The organism is Nostoc sp. LPT, from assembly GCF_017115165.1.
Classification (GTDB): Bacteria; Cyanobacteriota; Cyanobacteriia; order Cyanobacteriales; family Nostocaceae; genus Nostoc.
The window spans coordinates 20,917-43,590 of record NZ_JABXKF010000064.1 but is presented as its reverse complement, the minus strand read 5'-3'; the positions used below and the strand labels follow the sequence as shown (position 1 = coordinate 43,590).

Annotated in this window: 19 protein-coding genes; 10 read left to right on the top strand and 9 right to left on the bottom strand. The window is 40.6% G+C overall.

Translation table 11 applies throughout. From position 1 onward, the window contains the following. Window positions 1-3: 3 nt before the first annotated feature. From HWQ58_RS14900 to lgt, 4 genes are all read right to left on the bottom strand, one after another. Entirely contained in the window at window positions 4-2,676 is a 2,673-nt protein-coding gene (locus HWQ58_RS14900; RefSeq protein ID WP_292863683.1) for a TonB-dependent siderophore receptor, read from the bottom strand. A gap of 280 nt (window positions 2,677-2,956) precedes the next feature. Next, window positions 2,957-3,949 carry an AraC family transcriptional regulator gene (locus tag HWQ58_RS14895; RefSeq protein WP_292863680.1) on the bottom strand — a complete coding sequence of 331 codons (993 nt, stop codon included), beginning with the start codon at window positions 3,947-3,949 and terminating at the stop codon, window positions 2,957-2,959. Between the two features lie 597 nt (window positions 3,950-4,546). Continuing rightward, complete coding sequence (cobM, locus tag HWQ58_RS14890; RefSeq protein WP_292863677.1) at window positions 4,547-5,389, bottom strand: precorrin-4 C(11)-methyltransferase; 843 nt, start codon at window positions 5,387-5,389, stop codon at window positions 4,547-4,549. Window positions 5,390-5,611: 222 nt separating this feature from the next. Then, window positions 5,612-6,487, bottom strand: a complete 876-nt coding sequence (gene lgt, locus HWQ58_RS14885; RefSeq protein WP_292863674.1) for a prolipoprotein diacylglyceryl transferase — start codon at window positions 6,485-6,487, stop codon at window positions 5,612-5,614. Between the two features lie 295 nt (window positions 6,488-6,782). Between lgt and coaD the strand changes: the two genes are divergently transcribed. The 4 genes from coaD to HWQ58_RS14865 all read left to right on the top strand — a co-directional run bounded on the left by coaD (window position 6,783) and on the right by HWQ58_RS14865 (window position 10,403). Continuing rightward, complete coding sequence (coaD, locus tag HWQ58_RS14880; RefSeq protein WP_292863671.1) at window positions 6,783-7,334, top strand: pantetheine-phosphate adenylyltransferase; 552 nt, start codon at window positions 6,783-6,785, stop codon at window positions 7,332-7,334. Further along, window positions 7,244-7,912, top strand: coding sequence for a DivIVA domain-containing protein (locus HWQ58_RS14875; protein WP_292863668.1), 669 nt, complete (start codon window positions 7,244-7,246; stop codon window positions 7,910-7,912). Before coaD ends, HWQ58_RS14875 begins: the two co-directional genes overlap by 91 nt. A gap of 293 nt (window positions 7,913-8,205) precedes the next feature. Further along, window positions 8,206-9,738: an AAA family ATPase gene (locus HWQ58_RS14870; protein WP_292863665.1), complete on the top strand. Its 1,533-nt coding sequence runs from the start codon at window positions 8,206-8,208 to the stop codon at window positions 9,736-9,738. Continuing rightward, window positions 9,735-10,403: a hypothetical protein gene (locus HWQ58_RS14865; protein ID WP_292863662.1), complete on the top strand. Its 669-nt coding sequence runs from the start codon at window positions 9,735-9,737 to the stop codon at window positions 10,401-10,403. Before HWQ58_RS14870 ends, HWQ58_RS14865 begins: the two co-directional genes overlap by 4 nt. A 146-nt stretch (window positions 10,404-10,549) precedes the next feature. On the opposite strand, the gene HWQ58_RS14860 is transcribed toward HWQ58_RS14865, so the two are convergent. The 3 genes from HWQ58_RS14860 to cysS form a co-directional block, all read right to left on the bottom strand. Next, the gene (locus HWQ58_RS14860; protein WP_292863659.1) at window positions 10,550-11,896 is read right to left on the bottom strand and encodes a TldD/PmbA family protein; all 1,347 of its coding nucleotides are present in this window, start codon (window positions 11,894-11,896) and stop codon (window positions 10,550-10,552) included. A 239-nt stretch (window positions 11,897-12,135) separates the two neighbouring features. Then, window positions 12,136-13,575, bottom strand: a complete 1,440-nt coding sequence (locus HWQ58_RS14855; RefSeq protein ID WP_292863656.1) for a TldD/PmbA family protein — start codon at window positions 13,573-13,575, stop codon at window positions 12,136-12,138. A gap of 81 nt (window positions 13,576-13,656) precedes the next feature. Beyond that, a complete protein-coding gene (cysS, locus tag HWQ58_RS14850) occupies window positions 13,657-15,102 on the bottom strand; it encodes a cysteine--tRNA ligase (RefSeq protein WP_292863654.1) in 1,446 nt (481 codons plus the stop codon). 54 nt (window positions 15,103-15,156) lie between these two features. Between cysS and HWQ58_RS14845 the strand changes: the two genes are divergently transcribed. Continuing rightward, on the top strand, window positions 15,157-15,309 hold the full coding sequence (locus tag HWQ58_RS14845) for a hypothetical protein (RefSeq protein WP_292863651.1): 153 nt from the start codon (window positions 15,157-15,159) through the stop codon (window positions 15,307-15,309). A 77-nt stretch (window positions 15,310-15,386) separates the two neighbouring features. After that, the gene (locus tag HWQ58_RS14840) at window positions 15,387-16,481 is read left to right on the top strand and encodes a GTP-binding protein (protein WP_292863649.1); all 1,095 of its coding nucleotides are present in this window, start codon (window positions 15,387-15,389) and stop codon (window positions 16,479-16,481) included. 152 nt (window positions 16,482-16,633) lie between these two features. Here HWQ58_RS14840 and HWQ58_RS14835 read toward each other — a convergent pair whose 3' ends face one another. Next, window positions 16,634-17,416, bottom strand: a complete 783-nt coding sequence (locus HWQ58_RS14835; protein ID WP_292863646.1) for an Rpn family recombination-promoting nuclease/putative transposase — start codon at window positions 17,414-17,416, stop codon at window positions 16,634-16,636. Between the two features lie 129 nt (window positions 17,417-17,545). On the opposite strand from HWQ58_RS14835, the gene dtd reads away from it, so the two are divergent. From dtd to HWQ58_RS14815, 4 genes are all read left to right on the top strand, one after another. Then, window positions 17,546-17,998, top strand: coding sequence for a D-aminoacyl-tRNA deacylase (gene dtd / locus HWQ58_RS14830; protein WP_292863642.1), 453 nt, complete (start codon window positions 17,546-17,548; stop codon window positions 17,996-17,998). A gap of 103 nt (window positions 17,999-18,101) precedes the next feature. Next, window positions 18,102-18,443 carry a photosystem II reaction center protein Psb28 gene (gene psb28 / locus HWQ58_RS14825; RefSeq protein WP_292863639.1) on the top strand — a complete coding sequence of 114 codons (342 nt, stop codon included), beginning with the start codon at window positions 18,102-18,104 and terminating at the stop codon, window positions 18,441-18,443. Window positions 18,444-18,544: 101 nt separating this feature from the next. Further along, complete coding sequence (locus HWQ58_RS14820) at window positions 18,545-19,057, top strand: MogA/MoaB family molybdenum cofactor biosynthesis protein (RefSeq protein ID WP_292863793.1); 513 nt, start codon at window positions 18,545-18,547, stop codon at window positions 19,055-19,057. A gap of 338 nt (window positions 19,058-19,395) precedes the next feature. Further along, window positions 19,396-21,147, top strand: coding sequence for a diguanylate cyclase (locus HWQ58_RS14815; protein ID WP_292863636.1), 1,752 nt, complete (start codon window positions 19,396-19,398; stop codon window positions 21,145-21,147). A gap of 355 nt (window positions 21,148-21,502) precedes the next feature. On the opposite strand, the gene mraY is transcribed toward HWQ58_RS14815, so the two are convergent. Further along, window positions 21,503-22,606 (bottom strand): phospho-N-acetylmuramoyl-pentapeptide-transferase, encoded by a 1,104-nt coding sequence (mraY, locus tag HWQ58_RS14810; RefSeq protein WP_292863633.1) that lies wholly within the window; start codon window positions 22,604-22,606, stop codon window positions 21,503-21,505. Window positions 22,607-22,674 lie beyond the last annotated feature (68 nt).

The following is a 22,674-nucleotide window of genomic DNA, read 5'->3' as shown; positions in this document are numbered from 1 at the left end:
TGATTAAAATTCCCACTTCACAGTTAACTCTGCTGTATACGGACGACCAGGATCAACCCGTGTGACAACGTTTGGATTGTAATACTGAACGTTGAATAAGTTCTTAAAAATAAGTCCGACACTCAGGTTATTATTGCGGTAGTACAAAGCTGCATCTGTAAGAAAGTAACTTGGTAATTTATATGTATTCAAATTGTCTGCTTCCTGCTCTCCAACATAATTAAAACTGATACCACCGCCAAAACCCTTGAAAGCTCCTTTAGGAATAATATAAGTTGTCTGTAAACTAAAAAAGTTCTCTGGTACAGCGAACAGTTTATTACCAATTGGAATTCGGTTGTCTTTGGTAATGCGCGCATCTGTATAACCATAGAAGCCAATTACATTCCAACCAGGAAGGATTTCTCCTGCTACCGAAAGTTCTACACCTCGGCTTCTTTGCTCTCCCGTTTGCACGCTAAAGCTTACATTGTTGAGATCAGCAGTTAAAGCGTTGGTGAGAGTTAGTTCGTATAAAGCAAGTGTCGCTGACAGTTTATTATCGAATAAATCAGTTTTGACACCCACTTCATATTGAGTTCCACGACGGGGTTTAAACAGACTACCATCTCTGGTAGTACCAGTTACTTGCTCAAAAGAACGACTGTAGCTAGCGTAAAGAGAGACAGGCACTATGGGTTGATAGATAATACCCACACGGGGACTAAATGCAGAGTCTGACTGGCTAGTCGTTCCAGGGGTAATAAAACTATTAACTTCATTTTTTACCCAATCGTAGCGCCCTCCGACAACTAGTGTCAGGTTATTGAATTTAACTTGGTCTTGAATATAAAAGCCTAAAGAATCATCTCTTGTTTTGTCATCAAAAATTGGAATCACAGAACCCACCAAGGGTTGTCCGTACACTGGATTAAAGATATCAATAGGACTAGCATTCCTTTGATTTAAACCAGGTCGTCGTTTAATTTGTCTTAATAAATCAAACCCAAATAATATTTGATGGTTAATACTACCAGTGTTAAATTTACCAACAATATTAGTGTCTAAAGCATAACTGTCAAGATGCAACGGATCGCGGTAAGTACTTTGTCTTCTTAAGACTGTACGGTTATCACTTTGTATAGGACTGTTAATAAATGTACTCTTTAAGTCATAGGTTAAAAATGCATATTGAAATGAGTTTTTAATAGACCAGTTTTGACTAAAACGATGTTCAAAGTTATAGGCAAACCGACCTTGCTGACTATTATAGAAATCGTCAGGTTCTCCTAAATAACGACTGATAGGAATTTTACCATTGGGGTTAGGAAGTACACTTCCACTAGCAGGATGTTGGGGAATAGCACTCATTCCTGTTTGTTGTAAATCTTGATATTCTGCATCGAAAGTCAAATTTGTATTCTTTCCAATCTGCCAACCGATTACGGGTGATATAAAATAGCGTTTTTCTTTAAAAAAATCAATAAAGTCTTCTGTAGTTCTATAAGAAGTGTTCAAACGATATAAGAGATTACCATCTTTTGTTAACGGACCGGAAAGGTCAAGCGATGGTTGAAAAAGTTCGTAGCCGCCCCGTCTAACCTCAAAGGCGTAGTAGGGTTGACTAAGAGGCTGTTTTGTGATTATATTGACTGTGCCTCCAGGACTGCCTTGACCATAAAGCACGGAGGCTGGTCCTCTAAGGACTTCTATTCTCTCTATATTGGTAGTTGAAGTTGAAATATTCTCATTTGAAAGGCGGTCTCTGACTCCATTTCTATATAAATTACTTCTGGCATCAAAGCCTTGAATGACAAAAGTATCTGCACTTTGAGATGTGAGGTTGCCCTTTGAGACACCAGCATTTCTAAGTACATCAACTAGGTAACGCGGTTGCTGGTCTTCGATAACCTGTCGAGGTATCACCTGAATTGATTGAGGAATATCGCGCAGTGGCGTATCTGTTTTTGTACCAATACTTGTATTTGGAACCCGATAGGTGTCTGGCGGTGCAGTCACTTCTAACTCAATTGGTGGTTGTTTCTCCTCAGTTGGGGGTTGTTGCTGTGGCGGTATTGTTGGTTGCTGTGCAGTCGATGGTGTTGCACTTACTCCAAATACCAAACCCTGAGTCTGACTATCAAATAACTTGACAACAGGTATACTTGTTTCTCCTACTACCGTCACCCGCAAAGTATTTGCATCTACATTTGTTACTGTGATTAGGGCAATTCCAGGGTAAGGCTTCTCTTGCCGAAAATCTCCACTTGCAAGCTGTAACTTAGCATTAGGGATATCTGCAATGTATGAATTGCCCTCTATTTTCGGCGAAACTTGCAATTTAACAGAATTAGATGTGACTAAAATTAACTCTATTCCTTTATCGGTGGTATTCACCTTTACATCTGTCACTGACACCACATCCGTAGTTGCCTGACGAGGCAGCGCGTTGCGGGGGTTCCCCCCGTTGTAGCGACTGCCATTTAATTGAGGAACAAAATTCTGATTTCTGGGTGTCCTCAACAAATATTTTGCACTCGTTTTATAAACCTGCACCTTACTGGCGGAGTGAATTTTACTGTTGACTTCACTTGAAACGTTAGATTTTTCAGATAATAGTTGTTCAGCATCAGCTACAGTGATAGAAAAAACTGTTATTAACAAGCTACTAACATCAAATAGAAGATGAAAATGCATTTTTTATACACTCCAAACCAACACACCAAATAAAAAAGTAAAAAATAAAAAGCAAGAACACTGATTTAACAGGCTTTTTACTGATTTCAGATGGTGAACCCGAAGGTAGCTTTATTTTTCCCGTGGTGTACTATTTCAAACAAACTCATAGTGGAAATCCTTAGTCTCTATATGTTATTTACCAACCTAGCTGGTGAAAAAATGTATTTATACCAACTTAGTGATTGCTAAAGAATACAATACCCGGAGCGATCGCATTTTCTTCGAGCCGGACTTTTTTTTATTCGAGACGGACTTTTTTTGTCTGATATGACTTGGGATTTACCCCAAACTTTTTATAAAAGGCATAGCTAAATGAAGGTAAGCTAGCATAACCTACTGTTCTGGCTACTTCTGTAACATTCATATTTCTTTCCATCAGTAGCTTTTGAGCTAGTTCCATCCGGTGGTTATGTAGGTAGCCAAAGACTGTAGTGCCAAAAACTTGCTTAAAGCCTTGTTTAAGTTTGCGATCGTTCAGCCCCACCTGTCGTGCTAGCTGTATCAGAGAAGGTGGATTATGTATATGTTTCAATAAAATCTCTTTAGCATTACGAATACGTTCAATCTCAGAAGATTTAAGCGTAGTCGTTATTAAGTTACCTTGATTGATTTGTAACTCTTGGTCTATTATTAATGCTGCTAATTCCCAAACCTTGCTTTCAAAATATATTCGCTTAGTCATGCCTTGGTAGGGACATTGAATAATTTGCTGCACTGCTAAAAGCATTGCTGGAGTTTGGATACCATAACGCTCATAAGTGGGTTGATCCGAACGTCTAAATAAATGTTTTAACTCTGGCGGAATTTCTCCAGAGATATCTGCAACAAATGAGTAAAAAACTTCTGGTTTTATATGAATACCGACTTCTACCAACCCAAAAAACTCATTGTGGAAATGAGTAGACTCAAGAGCCATTCCACTACCGCTCAAAAAGTATTGTCCTACTCTGCTACTAATGTTTTGAGCTTGAGAACCTGCCAAAGGCAAAAGTTGAAATTCTATCATGTGTCCTCTAACAGGAGATTCTACAACTATTGATTTTTGTGATTGATAGTTGTAGATACTTAAAAGTACATCATCTCGTAGATGAATTTCTCGGTGAAACCCTTCACCATATATAATTTGAAGTTTGCGTGTTAGGTCGAAATTATCAGAATCGCCATTTTGCCAAATTGGCTCTTCTTCATTAAATAGTTTCCAATAATCGTATAATGATAGGATTAATGTCATCAGTTATATAACAAGATTTTTAATCAAAAATACAAGCACCTACCAAATAGCAATCTAAATATAATTGCAGAAAAAATGCTAGAAAATTTTGAAAAGTAAAAGTTTTTGTTCTTCTGGTACTAAATGGCTCTTTAGAGGCTAGTTATTAGAAATTGCTGTTAAACTTATCACGTACTGATAGCTATAAATGTAATCAATTAAACAGTTTTATAAAAATATACCAACTATCGTGGTATATTTATTTATATATTTTATTCCTGTCGTGGGCTTAAACAGTTTGAATACAACTTTTTTGACTGGAAACTCTCTGGGTCAGCTTTTGTGTACACCGTAAGGTCTAGATACAAGGGGGTTCAACTCAGTAATTACCGATTTTGGCAGATGGGATGCCGAATGTGGGCTAAAAAGCCAATTTTTATCGAAATACTTTGTGAATTTACAGAAAATTTATTGTTGTAGCGTTAAATACAGATAACAATCATCTTATCTAAGGAATAATACTCATGTCTATTGCAAGCATATCGATTTTAATTTGGCATTACTTATAAAAAAAACTGGCGTTTTTAGCCAGTTAATTATTAAGCACTCGCCTTGGATTTATGCTGTATCTTGTATTTCGTGATCAGATGAGCGAAATATATGACTATGTTCAGGATGATATAAACGCGATCGCCCTGTTGCTGTCGAAAGTGCTGGACTAATTATATAAAGTGTAGTGCGAATGAGTTTTTCTTGATGAGTACATTCTGCCATTTGATTCAGGGGGACAACCCTGATTTTTTCATCGGGCCATCCAATGCGAAAGCAAATCGCAATCAGGGTTTCGGCTGGATAATGTTCGAGTAGTTTAGCTTGGGCATTTTCGACGTGACCCGCACTCAAATACAGGCAGAGACTAGCCTGATGTGCCGCGAGAGTGGCTAATTCTTCGGCGGCAGGGACTTCTGTACGTCCGCTGATGCGTGTCAGAATGATCGTTTGGACTAAACCAGGGACAGTCAGTTCTACTTTAAGTTTGGCAGCAGCAGCTTGAAAGGCGCTAATACCAGGTATGACTTCAAAAGGAATATTTGCCTCTCTTAAAAGATGCATTTGCTCGTGAATGGCGCTATAGAGACTAGGATCGCCAGAATGGAGACGGACTAGAGATTTGTGCTGCGATCGTACCCTATCGATCATAATCGCCAAAATTTCTTCTAAAGTCTGATTCGCAGTTCTAATTATCTCGGCATCTTTTCGGCAAAGTTCTAAAATTTGTTCGGGTACTAAAGAATCAGCAAATAAAATTACATCAGCAACAGCCAGTAATTTTTGCGCCTTCACGGTTAATAAGTCAGGATCTCCAGGGCCTGCGCCGACAATATACACAGATGGTTTTACAGTATATAGTGTTTTTTTATAGCTTGGACTTTCTGTATATTCACTTTTAAAAGAACCCACGGCAATCCCTCAAAAAAATTTTTTGATATTTTCTCAGTATCTTTCCGGATTCACCCTTTTTCCCTAGTAGAGAGTAATGGTAGATGCACCCTGGTTAAGCCCTAGAGAATACTCTGGGGCATTTTTTATTTTTTAGTCATTGGGTATTGGGGATGGAGGATTGGTTATTTATCTTCCTTGTCTCCCTTGTCTCCCTTGTCCCCCTCATCTCCCCCTACTTCCTCATCTCCCAGTCTCCCCATTCCCCTTAAGAGTAGGAACTACATCGGGTAAAGGGCGTTTGAGTAAGTAAAGCCAAGCTAATCCAACTAATCCCAATAGAATTCCTAAACTACTGACTACTTGTGCCATCCGTAATGGCCCCAGCATCAAGCTATCAGTGCGAAAGCCTTCAATCCACAAGCGTCCTAAGCTGTATGCTGGCCAGTAAATTAGAAACAGTGTGCCGACCTTCAGACGTGGTTTACCGGATAAAGACCGGAAAAACAACGTTATTAGTAGCGCAAACACCATTAAATCCCATAGAGATTCGTAGAGGAAGGTGGGATGAAAATAATCGAAACTAACATATTCTAAAGGACGATGGTCTGGTGGAATATAGAGCTTCCAGGGTAAATCAGTGGGATCGCCAAAAGCTTCAGAATTAAAGAAATTGCCCCAACGTCCGATCGCCTGCCCTAAAATCAGCGAAGGTGCTACTAAATCTGCCAGTTGCCAGAAAGAAACCTGCTTGATTCTGGCAAAAATTAACGCAGCCACAACGCCACCAAGAATCGCTCCATGAATGGCAATACCTCCTTCCCAGATCGCAAAAATTTTTCCTGGAGTTGGGGCATATTTTGACCATTCAAAAAAAACGTAATATAGTCGTGCGCCAGGAATTGCCCCAATCAACAACCAAAAGAACAAATCGCCTAGCAACTCAGGATTAACGTTACGGCGCTTTGCCAAATTCTGGGAAAGGATGACGCCAATTAACACTGCTGTGGCAATTAACAAGCCATACCAACGAATACTTAGTGGCCCTATTTTCACCAGAATCGGTCCTGGAGAAGTAAATTGAAACGCCAAGGGCAAAGTGGGAAAATCCAGTGCCATGAAAAATTACCTAGAAAAGTTCGTTAACTACCCGCGCACTTTACTAAGTACGGAGTTTCTTGTGTCTTGAATACTGTAACTACACTCGAATCTTCCACAACATTGTGGGGACGTAGGTAAAAATCCAGTATTCATATTTAGGAGTCTAGTTCCTAACGCCTAGTTGAGCATAACTTGTGCCACTAAAACAATTGACTTTACCATCCTTACCGAGAGCGCAAGATGGTAGATTTGAGTAAGTTACACAAAATGGTTTCAATATAATCACCTAAACAACTTTGATATATTTAAAATTGTGATTGCTATTTATCCTGGTAGCTTCGACCCCATTACTTTGGGACACCTCGATCTCATCGGGCGCGGTAGTCGACTGTTTGAGCGGGTGATTGTCGCCGTACTACGTAACCCTAACAAGATGCCACTTTTTAGTGTGGAGCAACGGCTAGATCAGATCCGCCTTTCTACAGAACATCTACCGAATGTAGAAGTAGACAGCTTTGATGGTCTTACCGTCAATTATGCTCAAATGCAACAAGCACAAGTTTTGATCCGGGGTTTACGGGCTGTGTCAGATTTTGAAGTGGAACTGCAAATGGCTCACACCAATAAAACTCTTTCTACCCAAATAGAAACAGTTTTTCTCGCAACCTCAAATGAGTATAGTTTTTTAAGTAGTAGTGTGGTAAAAGAGATTGCAAGGTTTGGTGGCTCTATCGATCATCTCGTTCCCCCACACATTGCCCTAGATATATACCAATGCTACAATCAGAAATCTCCAATGTTGAACCCAATCTCAACGGAAGCAATCCTCCCTCTCAAGAATATCTCGGTGGAGAGGGAAGCATAGATATTCAGCAGGAACTCAACCGCCTAGAGGAAATGGTTCTCTCTAGTCTCAGAATTCCGCTGACGGGACGCACACTCATAGATGAAGAAAAGCTGCTAGATCAGCTTGATTACATCCGGCTGGCTTTACCATCGCTTTTTCAAGAAGCAGCAGCAGTTCTCGACCAAAAGAACGAAATTCTGCTGGAAGCGGAAGAGTATGGACAGCAGGTTGTTGAGGCTGCACAAGCAAAAAGAGCGCAAATTTTAGCTGAAAGCGATATTATTCACCAGGCAGAACAAGAAGCTGAACAACTGCGGCGACAAGTGCAACAAGAGTGTGAGGGAATAATGCAAGAAACCCTCGCTGAGATTGACCGCAAGCGGTATGCTTGTCAGCAAGAGTTAGAGCTGATGCGACAAACTGCGATCGCTCAGGCTCAAGAAATTGAAGATGGTGCTGATGCTTATGCCGATGGCATTTTGGGAAATATCGAGCAGGATCTTAAAGAGATGTTGCGAGTTATCACCAACGGACGGCAACAATTACAAATTGATAACCTCACTCAGCGCAATTCACCTCCTGGCAAAAAAAGATAAATTGTAGTCTTAGCATTTACCAGTTTGGGCTGACAGGATTGTAGAAAGACGGTTTGATGCATTTTTCTCATAGAGAGGCAATTTATACATCGCGTTTGTAGAAAAAAAGCTTTGCTAGAGGCGCAACAGCTGATTGAGCTAGTTGCGGGTATCACAATAATAAGCAGGTTTTATCCAACCAGACCCAAAATCTCTCAGGTTGTACAGTCAAACTAGAAGAAGAGGGTCTACTCTGTTTGTGAGCCACGTCTGCTTGGCACATTTGCAATGTTTTCTGCCAACAGAGGAATATTATGCTAACTAGGTTGAAAGTTTCTGGTTTTAAGAACCTCGTCGATGTTGATGTTCGCTTCGGCCCATTTACCTGTGTAGCCGGAACTAACGGGGTCGGTAAATCTAACTTATTTGATGCTATTAGGTTTTTGAGTGCGATCGCCGATCGAACCCTAATTGACGCTGCCTTATCTGTGCGAGATGAAGAAGGTCGAACAGCTGATGTGCGTAGTTTATTCCACCGAGTTGATGATGAATATGCAGATAAAATGTTATTTGAAGCAGAAATGATAGTACCGGAGGAAGGCGTAGATGATTTAGGACAACAGGCAAAAGCTAGTATTACCTTTCTTCGTTACTCTCTGACTCTAGCTTACCGTTCAGATCATAGTTTACGGTCTTTAGGATCGCTAGAAATCATTAAAGAAGAATTAGTTCACATTAACCTTGGTGATGCTAGAAAAAACTTATTGTTTCCTCACAGTGTTGAGTGGCGTAAATCCGCAGTTAAGGGAAAAAGAACTTCACCATTTATTTCAACTGAGACTGATAAAGATAAGACTGTCATTAAGCTACATCAAGATGGTATCAAAGGAAAACCTCTATCTCGACTAGCTGCAAATCTGCCTCGAACAGTACTTTCTGTTGCTAATGCTGCTCAAAGTCCAACAGCCTTACTAGCGCGAAGAGAAATGCAATCTTGGCGATTACTTCAATTAGAACCTTCAGCCCTACGTCAACCAGACGAATTTACAGCGCCTACAAAATTAGACATGGATGGTTCTCACTTGGCTGCAACACTCTATCACTTAGCAAGGTTAAATAAAAATTATTCTCTAGATGGAGTTTCTGAGGATGAGGCCGAAGCACAAGTTTACAGCCAAGTTGCTAATCTTTTAGCAGAACTAATTGATGATGTGGGTGAAGTAGGGATTGATCGAGATGAACGTAGGGAACTCCTCACATTAATGGTGATTGGTAGAGATGGTACTTCACATCCAGCGAGGGCGTTATCAGATGGAACCCTACGATTTTTGGCTTTGGCAGTTTTAGAATTAGACTCACAAGCACAAGGTCTTTTGTGTTTAGAGGAACCGGAAAACGGCATTCATCCTGAGCGTATTCCCAAAATACTGAAATTGCTTCAAGACATTGCCACTGATATTAATGAAGCTATTGGTATAGATAACCCACTCCGCCAAGTGATTATTAACACTCACTCACCATCTGTAGTGATGCAAGTACCTGATGAAAGCTTATTAGTTGCTGAATTAAAGGAAACAGTACTTTCAGGAAAACGGTTTAAGCGTGTTTCTTTTGGTTGTCTTCCTGATACTTGGCGAGAGCAAGAGCCAGAAGAAACAAATGTTGTCCCTAAAGAGAAACTTCTTGCTTATCTAAATCCGGTAGTAATTGAGAAATTAGAGCCTGATAGCAATGGAGAGGTAAAAAGCTCTCAAAAATCAAAACTAATACCAACCCCAAAACGCCGAGTTATAGATAGAAATGATCTTCAACCACTAATTCCTGGTTTCCCTACTCAATTGACATGAAAGAACTTTGCTACACCTTTCTGTCTGACGGTAGCTCAGACAAAGCACTGATGCCTATTCTCAATTGGTTATTACGGGTAAATCAGGTTGAGTGTGCTATTCAATCTAATTGGGCTGATCTGCGACGCTTACCTAAACCACCTAAAAAGTTATTGCCACTTATCATCGAGAGCGTAGAACTCTATCCTTGTGATCTTTTATTTATTCATCAAGATGCAGAAAAAGAACCACGCGAAAATCGTGTGGCTGAAATTCGAGAAGCAGTAGAAGTAGTTAAACAATCACTGGCAGTACCACCTCATGTTTGTGTTATTCCTGTACGTATGCAGGAAGCTTGGCTTTTATTTGACGAAGCTGCTCTACGGAAAGCTGCGGGTAATCCTAGTGGGCGTGAGCCATTAGAATTGCCAAATATTCATAAACTTGAACAATTACCTGATCCTAAAGATATTCTTCATGAACTTTTATGCAAAGCTAGTGGGTTAACAGGTCGGCGGCTCAAGCAATTCTCGTCGGATAAGCTTAATGGATGTGTTCACAGACTAGCAGAAATCATCAATGATTTTTCAGCGTTACGGGCTTTGTCTGCTTTTGAAATATTGGAAACTGAAATTAAAGAAGTTATAGAAATGCAAGGTTGGTGTTTTAAGGTAGAAGATAATTAACTATAATAATTAATATTAAATGATTCCAATATTTGCGTTATATTCAGAAATAGTAATATTAAAATCATCAAATAAAAATTATTAAGTTAATCTCATGCCAAGAGGTAAATAAGCTAATAATTTATCTGCATCTTTGCACGATGTACTTACAAAGTATAAGTAAAATCTTTCACCAACATACCGGGAACTAAACTACCTCCAAGTTGACGACTTTCGTATGTACCTACTTCAGGAATAAATTCTTGAAAAGTGGTCAAATCTACTAAGTTTTCTCCCCAAAAGTGATAGAGACTTTCATCAAAACGTAAGTTTTCAATGGGGGCAATAATTTCTCCCTTTTCTACCCAAAAACAAGCATAACGGGTCATACCTGTAATTCTACCAGTGTGGCGATCGCTCCAATTCAAGTAATGCAAATTAGATACATATAATCCTGTATCTAAACTCGGAATAATCTGCTCAAATACTAAATTTCCCGGACTGACTTCTGGCGCTCGTAAAGTCTCTGAACCATTAGCGCCGTTGGCAACTTTTTGATATTCTTTAGCAGTGCGAGAATTCACCAGAGTATTTACCAAATATCCTTTTTCTATTACAGGTAACTCCAATGCTGCCATTTCTCCCAATTCATTAAATCGCGGCACTAATCCCCGCTGAAAATTTTCTTTTAAACTAAATCTTAGAGAAAGTTGTTTTTCTTGACGCGATAAAGCAGCTAAAGCACTGTTTCCTTGTTGGATATCAGCTTCGCTTACCGCTCCCCAAGAAAGCATTACTAATAAATCTGCAACAGCAGCAGGTGCAAAATAAGTTTTGTACTGTCCCCGTGGCAGTTCTTTCGCTGGATGAGCAAGCAATTCTAGTTGTTTTTTAGCTTCGCTAATTTTGGCTATATATTTAGATTCATTCCAATCACTCCCGGCAAACGTGCCCTTAACTGCTTGTCCAGATGGGGAAAATAGAGAATAATCTAGAGTAAAAGAATCAGTAGCAAACCAGTGTTTTTGACCGCTAGAATCACCATAAGCTTTAATTACCACTCCCCCTGCGTATATCCCTGTAAAATCCAATTCAGCAACTAGTTCTAGCACAGTCGGGACTACTGCCTCAGCTGCCAATAAATTTCCAGAATGTATTTCTCTACTGATATTATTTCCTGATGGCAAAACTAGATATGGATCTACAGGTAGTAGAATAAGTTCGTCACGTAGTTCTTGCAAAGCAGTATATGCTAACTGCCAGTCTACCTCCCAATTTCCAGTAAAAGGAAACTGCCGAACACTGTTGCGCTGATCTTGCATTAAAGTCAGTTCTATCCAACCATCAGCAACACAACCAGTTTGTCGCACTTTTGCATGATTGAAACGAGTAAATTGACTTATTTCACTGTTAAGTCTTACAGTGAATTGTTCATCTTCTGCTTTTTTGATCAGCAAACTTTCAATCAGTCGATTAAAGCTGACTTCTAACGCAGATAATTCCTCAATTTTCATAGATATTAAATATTAATAGGGAATAAGGTGAGGAGAAAGTTAGGAGTTAGGAGTTAAAAGAATTTTTGTAAGTAGCTGGCGTAAATAAATTAAAGTTTGTAGTAAGGACTTTAGTCCTGATAACCCTTTTTTTTGAGCGATGAATCACTCACTACGAAGTAGGCTTTTATTTGATGTTTAATTATGCCTATTTACTTAATTCAAAACTCCTAACTACTAACTTCTAACTATTGTATTTTTCAAGTTCCTCCACCAAAAACTTCGACATTAGCAAAGACACAGACAGGTGAACCGTGTCCTACCCAAATGGCCTGATTTGGTTCGCCTTTACCACAATAAGGAGTACCATACATTTGCCAGTTCGTGGCATCTCCGACTTTAATTAAACTATGCCAAAACTCTGGTGTTGTGGCGCGGTAGTTGGGATTACGGAGGGTTTTGGTAAGTTTACCGTTTTCAATTAATTTAGCGTACTCACAACCAAATTGGAATTTGTAGCGGCGATCGTCAATTGACCAAGAACGGTTAGATTCCATGTAAACGCCGTGTTCTATCCCACCAATAATGTCTTCAAAACTAGTGTTTAAAGGCTCTAAATTCAAGTTACCCATGCGATCGATCGCTGGTCGATTCCATGAGGAAGCACGGGCACAGGCAACTCCTGGTACACCTGCTCTTACTTGACTCTCCAGACTGCCTAAACCCCGTTGGAGTACACCTTCTTTAACTAAATACTCCCGTGTTGCTACAGCACCCGTATCATCAAAGCCATAACTGGCAAATTCACCAGGCACAGTGGGATCAAAGGTAATATTCATCAGCGGCGAACCATATACTAGGTTGCCAAAATCACTTTTATTAACAAAGCTGCCCCCAGCATAGTTACGCTCATCTCCCAAAATTCGGTCAATTTCTAGGGGATGCCCGACACTTTCATGGATTTGCAGCATCATTTGATCTGGAGCTAAAACTAAATTGGTACGGGTGGTTGGGCATTCTTCTGCTGTCAAGAGTTCTATTGCTTGTTCGCCTATTTGCCGCACCCGATGCCATAAGTTTTCTTGTTTTAATAGTTCGAGTCCGCCTTGGTAACAGTTTGCTTGCGACCCGTTGTTGCTGCGCTGCTGTACAACTGCTCCATCTTGGGCAGTGACTCCGTAATTGGTGCCTATAGATAGTATTTTTTGATAGACTTCTGAGCCGTTGCTGCTAACAAACCAAGATTCTCTCTCGATTGTGCTAGCACTAGCTATGGTTTGCACAATTTTGTCGTCAACTTTGAGCGTTTGGCAAATACGAACCAGTAAATCGTTGATTTCCCCTGGACTCAGAGCATCCAATGGCTCAAGGAATGGAGATTTATATTCACCAACAACTTTAGGACGCTCAGTTTCACCGAAGGGATGTATCCACCATTCACTGGCTGCTAATGCTTGTTTATAGGCTATTTGAGCAGCGGTTTGCAGGGAAGACAGTTCTAGAGAGTTAGTAGCTGCATAACCCAGACAGCCATTGACCAAAACTTCCAGCATGGCTCCGACAGTGAAAGATTTGCCGTTTAGTTGGGGTAAGGCATCACGGACTGAACGGATAGTAGAAGTCTCCTTTACGGCTCTAATACCAATCCAATCAGCGGGAATATCGAAACTAGCGATCGCTTTTTTAAGTTCAGACCACATAATTTAAGGAATTGGGAATTGGGAATTGGGCGTGGGGCATGGGGCATTGGGAAGAATTCAATTTCTAGTTCCCAGTCCCCTCTAATTTCGGTGCCAACGCGTGCCATCACGACTATCAATTAGCGTAATACTTTGTGCTTGGAGTTCGTCACGAATGCGATCGCTTTCGGCAAAATTCTTGGCAATACGTGCTTCTTGCCTTTGCTGAATTTTCGCCTCAATTTCTGCATCGCTTAAACCACTACTTGTGTGAGTTTCTGTTTCTATCTTGGCTTCTAAACCTAAAACTCCAGCTAATGTAACGAGAGTTTGCCATTGAAGCTGTAACTCCAGAGATGATGTTTCGGTTTTCCCTTCATGCACAAGAATATTTCCCTGACGGCGCAGTTCTTTGGCTAATTCAAACAGCACTGTTAACCCACCAGGAAAATTAAAGTCGTTATTCAAAGTTTCTTGAAAGCGTTCAACTGTTTCAGGAAGTAGTGAGGCATTCCCCACTTTCCATCCTAGTTTTTTGCCGTACTGGTAGCCGAAAAGTAAACCTTCTTTAAGGGTGTGCCAACCGTTAGTTGCTGCGGCGATCGCTTCATCGGTAAAATCTATGGGTGTACGATATTGAGCGGTCAACACGAACAACCGTACTGCCATCGGGTCAACGCCTCGATCCAGCAATTCTCGAATAGTGGTAAAGTTGCCCAAAGATTTGGACATTTTTTCACCATCTACCTTTACCATGCCGTTATGCAGCCAGTAACGCGCCAGGGGTTTTCCTGTCACAGCCTCAGATTGGGCAATTTCGTTTTCATGGTGGGGAAAAATTAAGTCAGCACCACCAGCATGAATATCTATGGTATCACCCAGGCGATCGCGCACCATTGCCGAGCATTCTATATGCCACCCCGGACGGCCTGCGCCCCAAGGTGATTCCCAAGCAGGTTCTCCCGGTCTTGCTGCTTTCCACAAAGCAAAATCAAAGGGGTCTTTCTTTTTCTGGTACTCTGGATCATCCACGTTGACGCGATCGCTCGCTCCGGCTTGCATATCTTCTAACTTGCGTCCCGAAAGTTTGCCATATTCAGCAAACAGCCGTACTGCATAATACACATCGCCGTCAGCAGGGTAAGCAAAACCTTTATTTTCCAACTGATGAATTAACCGTTGAATGCCATTCATCGTATGGGTAGCACGAGGATATTCATCAGCTTCTTTGATTCCCAATCGCGCCATATCCTGAAAATATGCTTTGATAAAGCGATCGGCTACAGCTTCCATTGATGAATGTTCAACACAGGCTCGATTAAGAATCTTGTCATCAATATCAGTAAAATTTTGGATATATCGGACTTCATAGCCGATAAACTGGAGGTATCGGCGTACTACGTCCCAAACAATGCAAGCTCTCGCATGACCCAAATGGCAGTAGTCGTACACCGTCACGCCGCAGTAATACATCTTAACTTTGCCTGGTTCGACTGTTTCAAACGGTTCTTGACGACGGGTGAGGGTATTGTAAAGGGTTAGGGTCATAACAGAGTAATGCTGAAATAGGAAGATACGTAATAATAGGGTAAAGCAGCTGGGATGACAGTCCAGCATCCCTATGCTAGTACGTCACGGCGGAAATCAACATACTATTGGACAAAATCTCGAAAGCCCAAAAATCAAGGGTTCTTGACTTTTGAACGCCAGTTGCTTCAAGTCGGCAGAGCCGCCCAACGCACTGGCTCCTTTTGACTTCCGCGTAGCGGCGCTAGTGTTTTCTGGACTATCTGCGCTACATTACTATTTTTTGACTATTTGATAACAGCGCTATGCAATCAGCAGTTACACCCGATCAAGCAATGGATACGCCTAAACAAGGAATGCCAGTAACAATTATTACGGGTTTCCTCGGTAGTGGCAAGACGACTTTACTCAATCATATCCTCAACAACCAACAGGGTTTAAAAACCGCTGTTCTCGTAAATGAATTTGGCGAAATTGGTATCGACAACGAGCTAATTGTTTCCACTGGTGAGAACATGGTGGAGCTAAATAATGGTTGTATTTGCTGCACTATTAATAATGATTTGGTAGATGCAGTTTACAAAGTTTTAGAACGCCAAGAAAATCTAGATTATCTAGTAGTGGAAACAACTGGATTGGCAGATCCACTACCAGTAGCTTTAACATTTCTGGGCACAGAATTGCGGGATTTAACCCGTTTGGATTCGATTATTACCGTAGTAGACGCGGCTAATTACAGCTTAGATTTATTTAATTCTGAGGCAGCATACAGCCAAATTGCTTATGGCGATGTAATTGTGCTGAACAAGGCAGATTTGGTTGATGAAGCCACTTTGAACGAGTTAGAAAGAAAAATTAACGAAGTCAAGGAAGGAGCAAGAATTATCCGCGCTACGCGATCGCAAGTGCCACTTCCTTTAATTCTCAGTGTTGGTCTGTTTGAGTCAGATAAATATTTTGACACAGTGGTGGATGAACACGACCATCACGATCATCATGATGAGCATGACCACTCAACATGCGGTCACGATCATCACGACCATGACCATCACGATCATCACCATCATTCTGACCATTTAGAAAATGATGGTTTTACTTCTATATCTTTCCAGAGTGACAAGCCTTTTTCTATTAGGAAATTTCAGTATTTCTTAGATAACCAGTTGCCCTCAAATATCTTCCGAGCGAAGGGCATTATGTGGTTTGATGAAAGTCCGAAGCGTCATATTTTCCACCTTTGTGGTAAACGCTTTACCTTGGATGATGATGAATGGAAAGGTCAATTGAAAAACCAACTAGTGCTGATTGGTCAAAATTTGGATCGTGAGGCTTTAATCAGTCAACTCGAAAACTGCATTTGTCTACCTTCAACCTCTCGCGGTAAAGGTTTTGGCAAATAAAAGTTAGGAGTAGAGACGCGATTAATCGCGTCTGTACAGGAGTTAACAGTTTAAAACTCGTGCTCGTTCCCAGGTTCCACCTGGGAATGCATTCCCAATGGCTTTGCCATCGATTTTGACTAATGAAAATGAGAGAATAGCGATTGCATTTCTCACTCCTCTGTACTACCAGCCTGTTCGCTTGTCAACTGCTGTACCTGCTCTACGGATAACCCCGTCACTTTCATCACTATTTGCACTGAGATTCCCTCTTTGAGCAAATTTATCGCTACACGCCGCACTTCTTCAGCACGACCTTCGGCTAAACCTTCAGCAAGGATAGCTTGATAAGTTACTGACTCCTGCACAAGTTCCCTCCGCAGCAATTGTTGAATTATCTCCTTCTCTAATACTAGCCCAGCCAGAATGAAGGCTGAGGCTGCAATATTGTTCTGAATACGTTGATCGGTAATTTCAGAAATTTCTTGAGCAACTTGCTGTAATGTAGCAGTGCGGTTATTTGTTTGACTTAACACCGCAAATGGTAATAATCCTGGATGCTCCAAAAATACACTTGTTGGTTGCTCCCAAAGACGAATTACCTCGAACTTATGGGAGGTTTCTTCCAAAGTGAATGTGGTTTGCTGCACAAGTTCTGAATTTGTCTGTTGTAGATAAATCACTACTTGACGCATTCGCTTACTTTTAAAACGGCGATACACTCGCAACCGATAATCAATCATCCGAAAGGGAATATCAGCTTTGGGTTGGGTTTGGAACTCCAAATGCAACACAACTTCATTAGATTGGAGCAATATCAGCGCATCGGCGCGGATTGGTTCCAGAGAAAGTTCAGAAGGACTTAATTCTGTGAGTGTGATAGATTCTCCTAACAGCCAAGTGGCAAAGTCACTGGAGAAAGTTTCAGCAAGGAACTTACAAACGTTATCAAACATTAAGAGATTTTATCAAGTGGTAAGCGTTCATTGTTTCTATATTTAATTTGCCGTTTAAAAATGCCACGCTCAATAGCCAGTGGTAGACATTACTCTAAAATTGAAACATTGATGAACGTTTAGATTAAAATGCGCGTTGTTATCCAGCGAGTTAAATCATCTCAAGTTACAGTTAATGGTAAAATTGTCGGCAAAATTGGGCGGGGGCTAAATTTGCTTGTAGGTATAGCTAATACCGATACTGATGTTGAAATCGACTGGATGGTGCGTAAGTGCTTAGAATTGCGGCTGTTTACTGACGAAGAAGGAGACGATCGTTGGCAAAAATCTATACAAGAAATTGGCGGCGATTTGTTAGTAATTAGTCAGTTTACACTTTATGGTGACTGTCACAAAGGTCGCCGTCCTTCTTTTGACCGTTCAGCCGCTCCCCAATCGGCAGAAGATTTGTATAATCGTTTTGTTACCAAGTTAAAAGCTAGCGGGTTACAGGTAGAAACAGGTAAATTTGGTGCAATGATGCAAGTTATAATTGAAAACGATGGACCCGTAACTTTGTTACTTGAAAAAGAAGCGATTTAAGTATATACACTAAAAACTGAATAACAGTAGCCTCTAGACTGTGGTGTTCTAATTGATGAGAGAATATTAAATTAACCATCACAAAAGTTTAAATTCATTCATCATGGCGAAAATCCAGTTTTCTAGAGGTCTTGACGAAGAGGTAATTCCAGATGTGCGCTTAACGCGATCGCGCACTGGCGACAGTGGTACAGCGACGTTTATTTTTACGAATCCGAAAATTTTAGATCAAGGTACCACCGAAGATATTACCGGGATGTACTTGATTGACGAAGAAGGCGAAATAATTACCCGTGAAGTTAAGGCTAAATTTATTAACGGGAAACCGGAAGAATTAGAAGCACTTTACGTAATGAAATCTGTCCAAGAATGGGATCGCTTCATGCGTTTCATGGAGCGGTATGCTGAAGAAAACGATCTGGGATTGAGCAAAAATGAGGCATAGGGCATAGGGCATAGGGCATAGGGCATTGGTAATTGTCATGTTCAATGAATGCGCTATTTACCATGCCCAATTATCGATTATTAAAAGTACATGAGTGACATATAATGCCACAACCTCATCCAGACTCGCCTGGAGTTCTAGTAACTTGTACTGTAGTTACTGTCAGCGATACACGCACTTTGGAAACAGACAAAAGTGGTCAGCTAATTCAGCAGTTACTCCTTGGTGCTAACCATGCTGTAGCAGCGTACACGATTATCAAAGATGAACCAGCACAAATTCAAAGGCAGATAGAAAATCTGGGCAAAAGCTCAAATTTGGATGCTGTAATCTTCAATGGTGGTACAGGTATTGCACCAAGAGATACTACCTACGATGCCATTGAGAAGTTACTGGACAAAACTTTGCCGGGATTTGGTGAGTTATTTCGTTTTTTAAGTTATCAAGAAATTGGTTCGCGGGCGATCGCTTCTCGTGCTGTTGCTGGTGTTTATCAAGATAAATTAATCTTCTCGCTTCCTGGTTCCAGTAATGCTGTGCGCCTGGCAATGGAAAAACTGATTTTACCCGAACTCACTCACTTGGTAAGTCAGGTTTGTAAGGGGGTGAAATAAGCAGCCGTTCCGAAAGTTACCATAAGAACTTTTATGCAGAATGCTGAGTTAAAAGACCGCCCAAAAGGGGAATTGCTAAACTAATCCGCTTTGTAATTGTATAATCTTTAGCTTTAGAAAGATGCTCTGACGCGGAAGTTGCAAAAGATATAGGGATGCAATTTGAATGATTATTAGCTTATTACCAAGTACATCAGTACTGAATACTATTTCCTAACTCAGCATTGAGTAAGATAAAACTAAAGCTTGAGGCATTGTAACTCATCCCTTCTATAGTTACATCTTGAGACTACCCAGAAATATAGTGAAGTAGATGAAATGTTAATATCAGGTTATCAATGCAGCCTATTTACTGGAATTGCATCATTGCTCACTGGATCACTGCATTTTCCTACTTTGGCATCTCTATAGTAATAGGGATTTTCTTTGCGAAAACTAAGGCAACTATCCCTTCTAAGTATAAACTAGCTTTTTTCTTATTAGGTGGATTCGTACTATCTCGCGGATTTCATCATCTTTTGGCGATTTTTGAGTTACATGTGCCAGTGTCCTTGCTGCACTTAGCTGTGCTCGACTTAATAGCGTTGATTTCCTTAGCTGCTTTAGTCTACCTGATGCCAATCGGTTATCAAATTGTACGGGCGATCGCCAAATCTCAAGAAGATACCCGTGAACTTCAACACAGCCAGCAGATACAACAGCTATTTCTAGATCAGGGTCCGTTTGCAGCCTATATCAAAGATGAGCAATCTAGAATGCTTTACTACAACCAGGAGATACAGTCTAGATTTTCGGTAGATCCACAAGAATGGTTGGGGAAAACGACTAGTGAATTCTTGCCAGATCCAGAAGAGGGGCGGCGGGTAATGGAAAACGAGCAAGTCGTTTTGAAAACTCTACGCCCCTTGAAGCTGATTGAAGAGGTAAAGATACCTGGTAACGATCAGCCGTGTTACTGGCTATCATTTAAGTTTCCGTTTAACGATTACGCAACGGGCGCTTACCGCATTGGTGGGATCAGTATCGATATTACAGAATCCATAGAAGCACGGCGATCGCTCACTGAGCTAAATCAGCAGCTAGAAGAAAAAACACTGGAATTAGAGGCAAAAAAACGAGAACTTATATATCTCTCAGATATGACGGATATGCTTTATTCCTGTGAGTCTAAAGATGAGGTATATCAAATAGTTGCTTTAACTTTTTCCCAGCTATTTCCTAATATGAGTGGTTGTATCAATATAGTTGCTAATTCCAAGAATTATGTTCAGATGAATAGTTTTTGGGGAAGTAAAAGAAGCAGTAAAGAAATATTTTCACTATCTGATTGTTGGGCATTGCGGAGAGGAAAATTAAACCTTTTATCGCCTTGTAATTCAGGATTAATGTGTAGTCATTTAATACAGCCTGTTAGCGGCACACATTTGTGTGTTCCATTTTTTGCACAAGGTGAAGTAATTGGGATATTACACATCAATGCACTTGAAGAAATCAGTCCAGAAGCTCAACAAATTACTGAGATTATTGCTAGAACATTAGGCTTTGCAATAAATAATTTATCGATAAAACAGCGTCTAATCCATGAGAATTTGCGGGATGGGATGACCCAACTATTCAATCAAAATTATATGCAAAGCATAACGGAACAAAGGCTAGCGGAAGCTGAACGATCGGGACAACCTCTTAGTATTATTTTCCTTGATATCGATAACTTCAAATCTTACAACTCGCGTTATGGGCACGTGACTGCTAACATTGTTCTCCAGGGATTAGCAAAGTTACTGTTAAAATCTATTCGCTCCTTTGACATTGCTTGCAGATGGGGTGGTGAAGAATTTGTAATTGTGATGCCTAACATAACACTGGAAACGCTCAGGAAGCGAGTAGAACAACTAAGATTAGATATTGAACAAATGCAATTGAGAGACGGCGATCGCCTCCTTGAAAGCATCACCGCTTCTTTTGGAATAGCTGTATCAGAACCAGGGATTACGGTTAAGGATTTTCTAAATCGGGCAAATCAAGCGATGCTTGAGGCAAAGCGAACAGGGAAGAATCGAGTTAGGGAATATGTAAATACCTATAATTGAAAAATAAAGAATTCAGAACACTGGAAGCGGTCAGCCCCTTCGGGGAAGTCAAAAGTCAAAAGTCAAAAGTCAAACATTTTGAACCCCATAAATAAATTTCGGGGCTTGAGTTAGAGGATGCTGTATTTCTTACACTACGTGTCTCGAAACACATTTTTTTCTTTTCCATAAATAAATTTAGGGGCTTGTACCTTTTTTTTCTGGTCAAACAATTTTAGATTTTAGATTGACTCCATGACTATCCTTTGTGCTTCAGTTGGCATAAAAATCAGAAACTTATAAATATTACCTATAAAAAAACAACTCCCTGAAGATGTGGGAGTTGTTTTTTATATTCAAGCAGTTTTTAAAACATTCAGAATGGAGCGATTGCTAAACAAATTGCAGCCAAAATCGCAGCGATTATATAAAATACTCCCACTACTTGCAATTCTGACCAGCCAGTAAGTTCTAAATGATGGTGTAAGGGTGCCATTTTGAAGAGACGTTTGCCTTTGCCATCGGGGCCTTTTGTGGCTTTGTAATAACTTACCTGTGCCATCACCGAAAGGGTTTCTACAAAGAAGATACCACTGAGAATAAACAGACCTATTAAGGTGTTTGTCAAGAGTGCAACAGCAGCTAAAGCTCCTCCCAGTGCAAGGGAACCAGTATCTCCCATGAAAACGCGGGCTGGGTTACGATTATGGGCTAAGAAACCTAAGCACCCACCACTTAAAGCAGCACAGAAAACCATCAATCCTGGTGCTGTAGGCGCGACTAGAGCACCTAATGCCAAAAGTGCGATCGCAACTGTTCCTGCTGCCAAACCATCAATACCATCTGTTAAATTAGTCGCATTGCTTTCTGCAACTAGTACAAAACCTGCTAAAGGCCAAAATAGAAATCCTAAGGGTAGTGTGAAGCTCACCCAAGGCAAAGCAATATTTGTAATATTAGAAGGTTGATTAAACATCAGCCATAGACAAAACATAGCCGCAAAACTCACCTGCAAAGCCAGTTTTGTTTGTGGAGATATACCTTTATTTGATTTACGGCGCAGAATTTGCCAATCGTCGAGCCAGCCAATCAATCCGTAGCTGATTGTCAAAGCCGAAACTGCAAGCACCTCTTTAGAAAAGTTAGACAATATACAAGCAAGCAGAACAGATACAGGTATAAAAAATATACCGCCCATTGTGGGAGTGCCTGCCTTTTTGAGATGAGCCTGGGGCCCATCTTCGCGAATTATTTGTCCAGTTTTAAGTGCTTGAAGTAAAGGTATTACCCAATAGCCCACCACACCTGAACCCAACGCACACAACAGCAGTGGTAGGGTTAACGACATACTTTGCCAAGGTAGCCGATTGGCGATCGAATCCAAGAAAAATGCTGTTGTGCCTAGCCCTACGGCTAATAAAGAGGCTAGAGCGATTCCAGAAATATTTAATCCTTGCTCAGGAGATAATTTAGCGTCCACAGAAGTTTCCCTTCACTCCACACTTATAAAATTGAATACCATTAACTAGGGATACTACCAAGTCCCTA

What these genes read in the sequence shown, in the direction of transcription:
- HWQ58_RS14855 (WP_292863656.1), bottom strand. Translation starts at nt 13,575, where the DNA reads ATGTGGTCTGAACTTAAAAAAGCGATCGCTAGTTTCGATATTCCCGCT.
- HWQ58_RS14815 (WP_292863636.1), top strand. Translation starts at nt 19,396, where the DNA reads ATGCAGCCTATTTACTGGAATTGCATCATTGCTCACTGGATCACTGCA.
- HWQ58_RS14900 (WP_292863683.1), bottom strand. Translation starts at nt 2,676, where the DNA reads ATGCATTTTCATCTTCTATTTGATGTTAGTAGCTTGTTAATAACAGTT.
- psb28 (WP_292863639.1), top strand. Translation starts at nt 18,102, where the DNA reads ATGGCGAAAATCCAGTTTTCTAGAGGTCTTGACGAAGAGGTAATTCCA.
- lgt (WP_292863674.1), bottom strand. Translation starts at nt 6,487, where the DNA reads ATGGCACTGGATTTTCCCACTTTGCCCTTGGCGTTTCAATTTACTTCT.
- HWQ58_RS14870 (WP_292863665.1), top strand. Translation starts at nt 8,206, where the DNA reads ATGCTAACTAGGTTGAAAGTTTCTGGTTTTAAGAACCTCGTCGATGTT.
- HWQ58_RS14840 (WP_292863649.1), top strand. Translation starts at nt 15,387, where the DNA reads ATGCAATCAGCAGTTACACCCGATCAAGCAATGGATACGCCTAAACAA.
- HWQ58_RS14875 (WP_292863668.1), top strand. Translation starts at nt 7,244, where the DNA reads ATGCTACAATCAGAAATCTCCAATGTTGAACCCAATCTCAACGGAAGC.
- cysS (WP_292863654.1), bottom strand. Translation starts at nt 15,102, where the DNA reads ATGACCCTAACCCTTTACAATACCCTCACCCGTCGTCAAGAACCGTTT.
- HWQ58_RS14865 (WP_292863662.1), top strand. Translation starts at nt 9,735, where the DNA reads ATGAAAGAACTTTGCTACACCTTTCTGTCTGACGGTAGCTCAGACAAA.
- HWQ58_RS14895 (WP_292863680.1), bottom strand. Translation starts at nt 3,949, where the DNA reads ATGACATTAATCCTATCATTATACGATTATTGGAAACTATTTAATGAA.
- HWQ58_RS14845 (WP_292863651.1), top strand. Translation starts at nt 15,157, where the DNA reads ATGACAGTCCAGCATCCCTATGCTAGTACGTCACGGCGGAAATCAACA.
- HWQ58_RS14860 (WP_292863659.1), bottom strand. Translation starts at nt 11,896, where the DNA reads ATGAAAATTGAGGAATTATCTGCGTTAGAAGTCAGCTTTAATCGACTG.
- dtd (WP_292863642.1), top strand. Translation starts at nt 17,546, where the DNA reads ATGCGCGTTGTTATCCAGCGAGTTAAATCATCTCAAGTTACAGTTAAT.
- HWQ58_RS14835 (WP_292863646.1), bottom strand. Translation starts at nt 17,416, where the DNA reads ATGTTTGATAACGTTTGTAAGTTCCTTGCTGAAACTTTCTCCAGTGAC.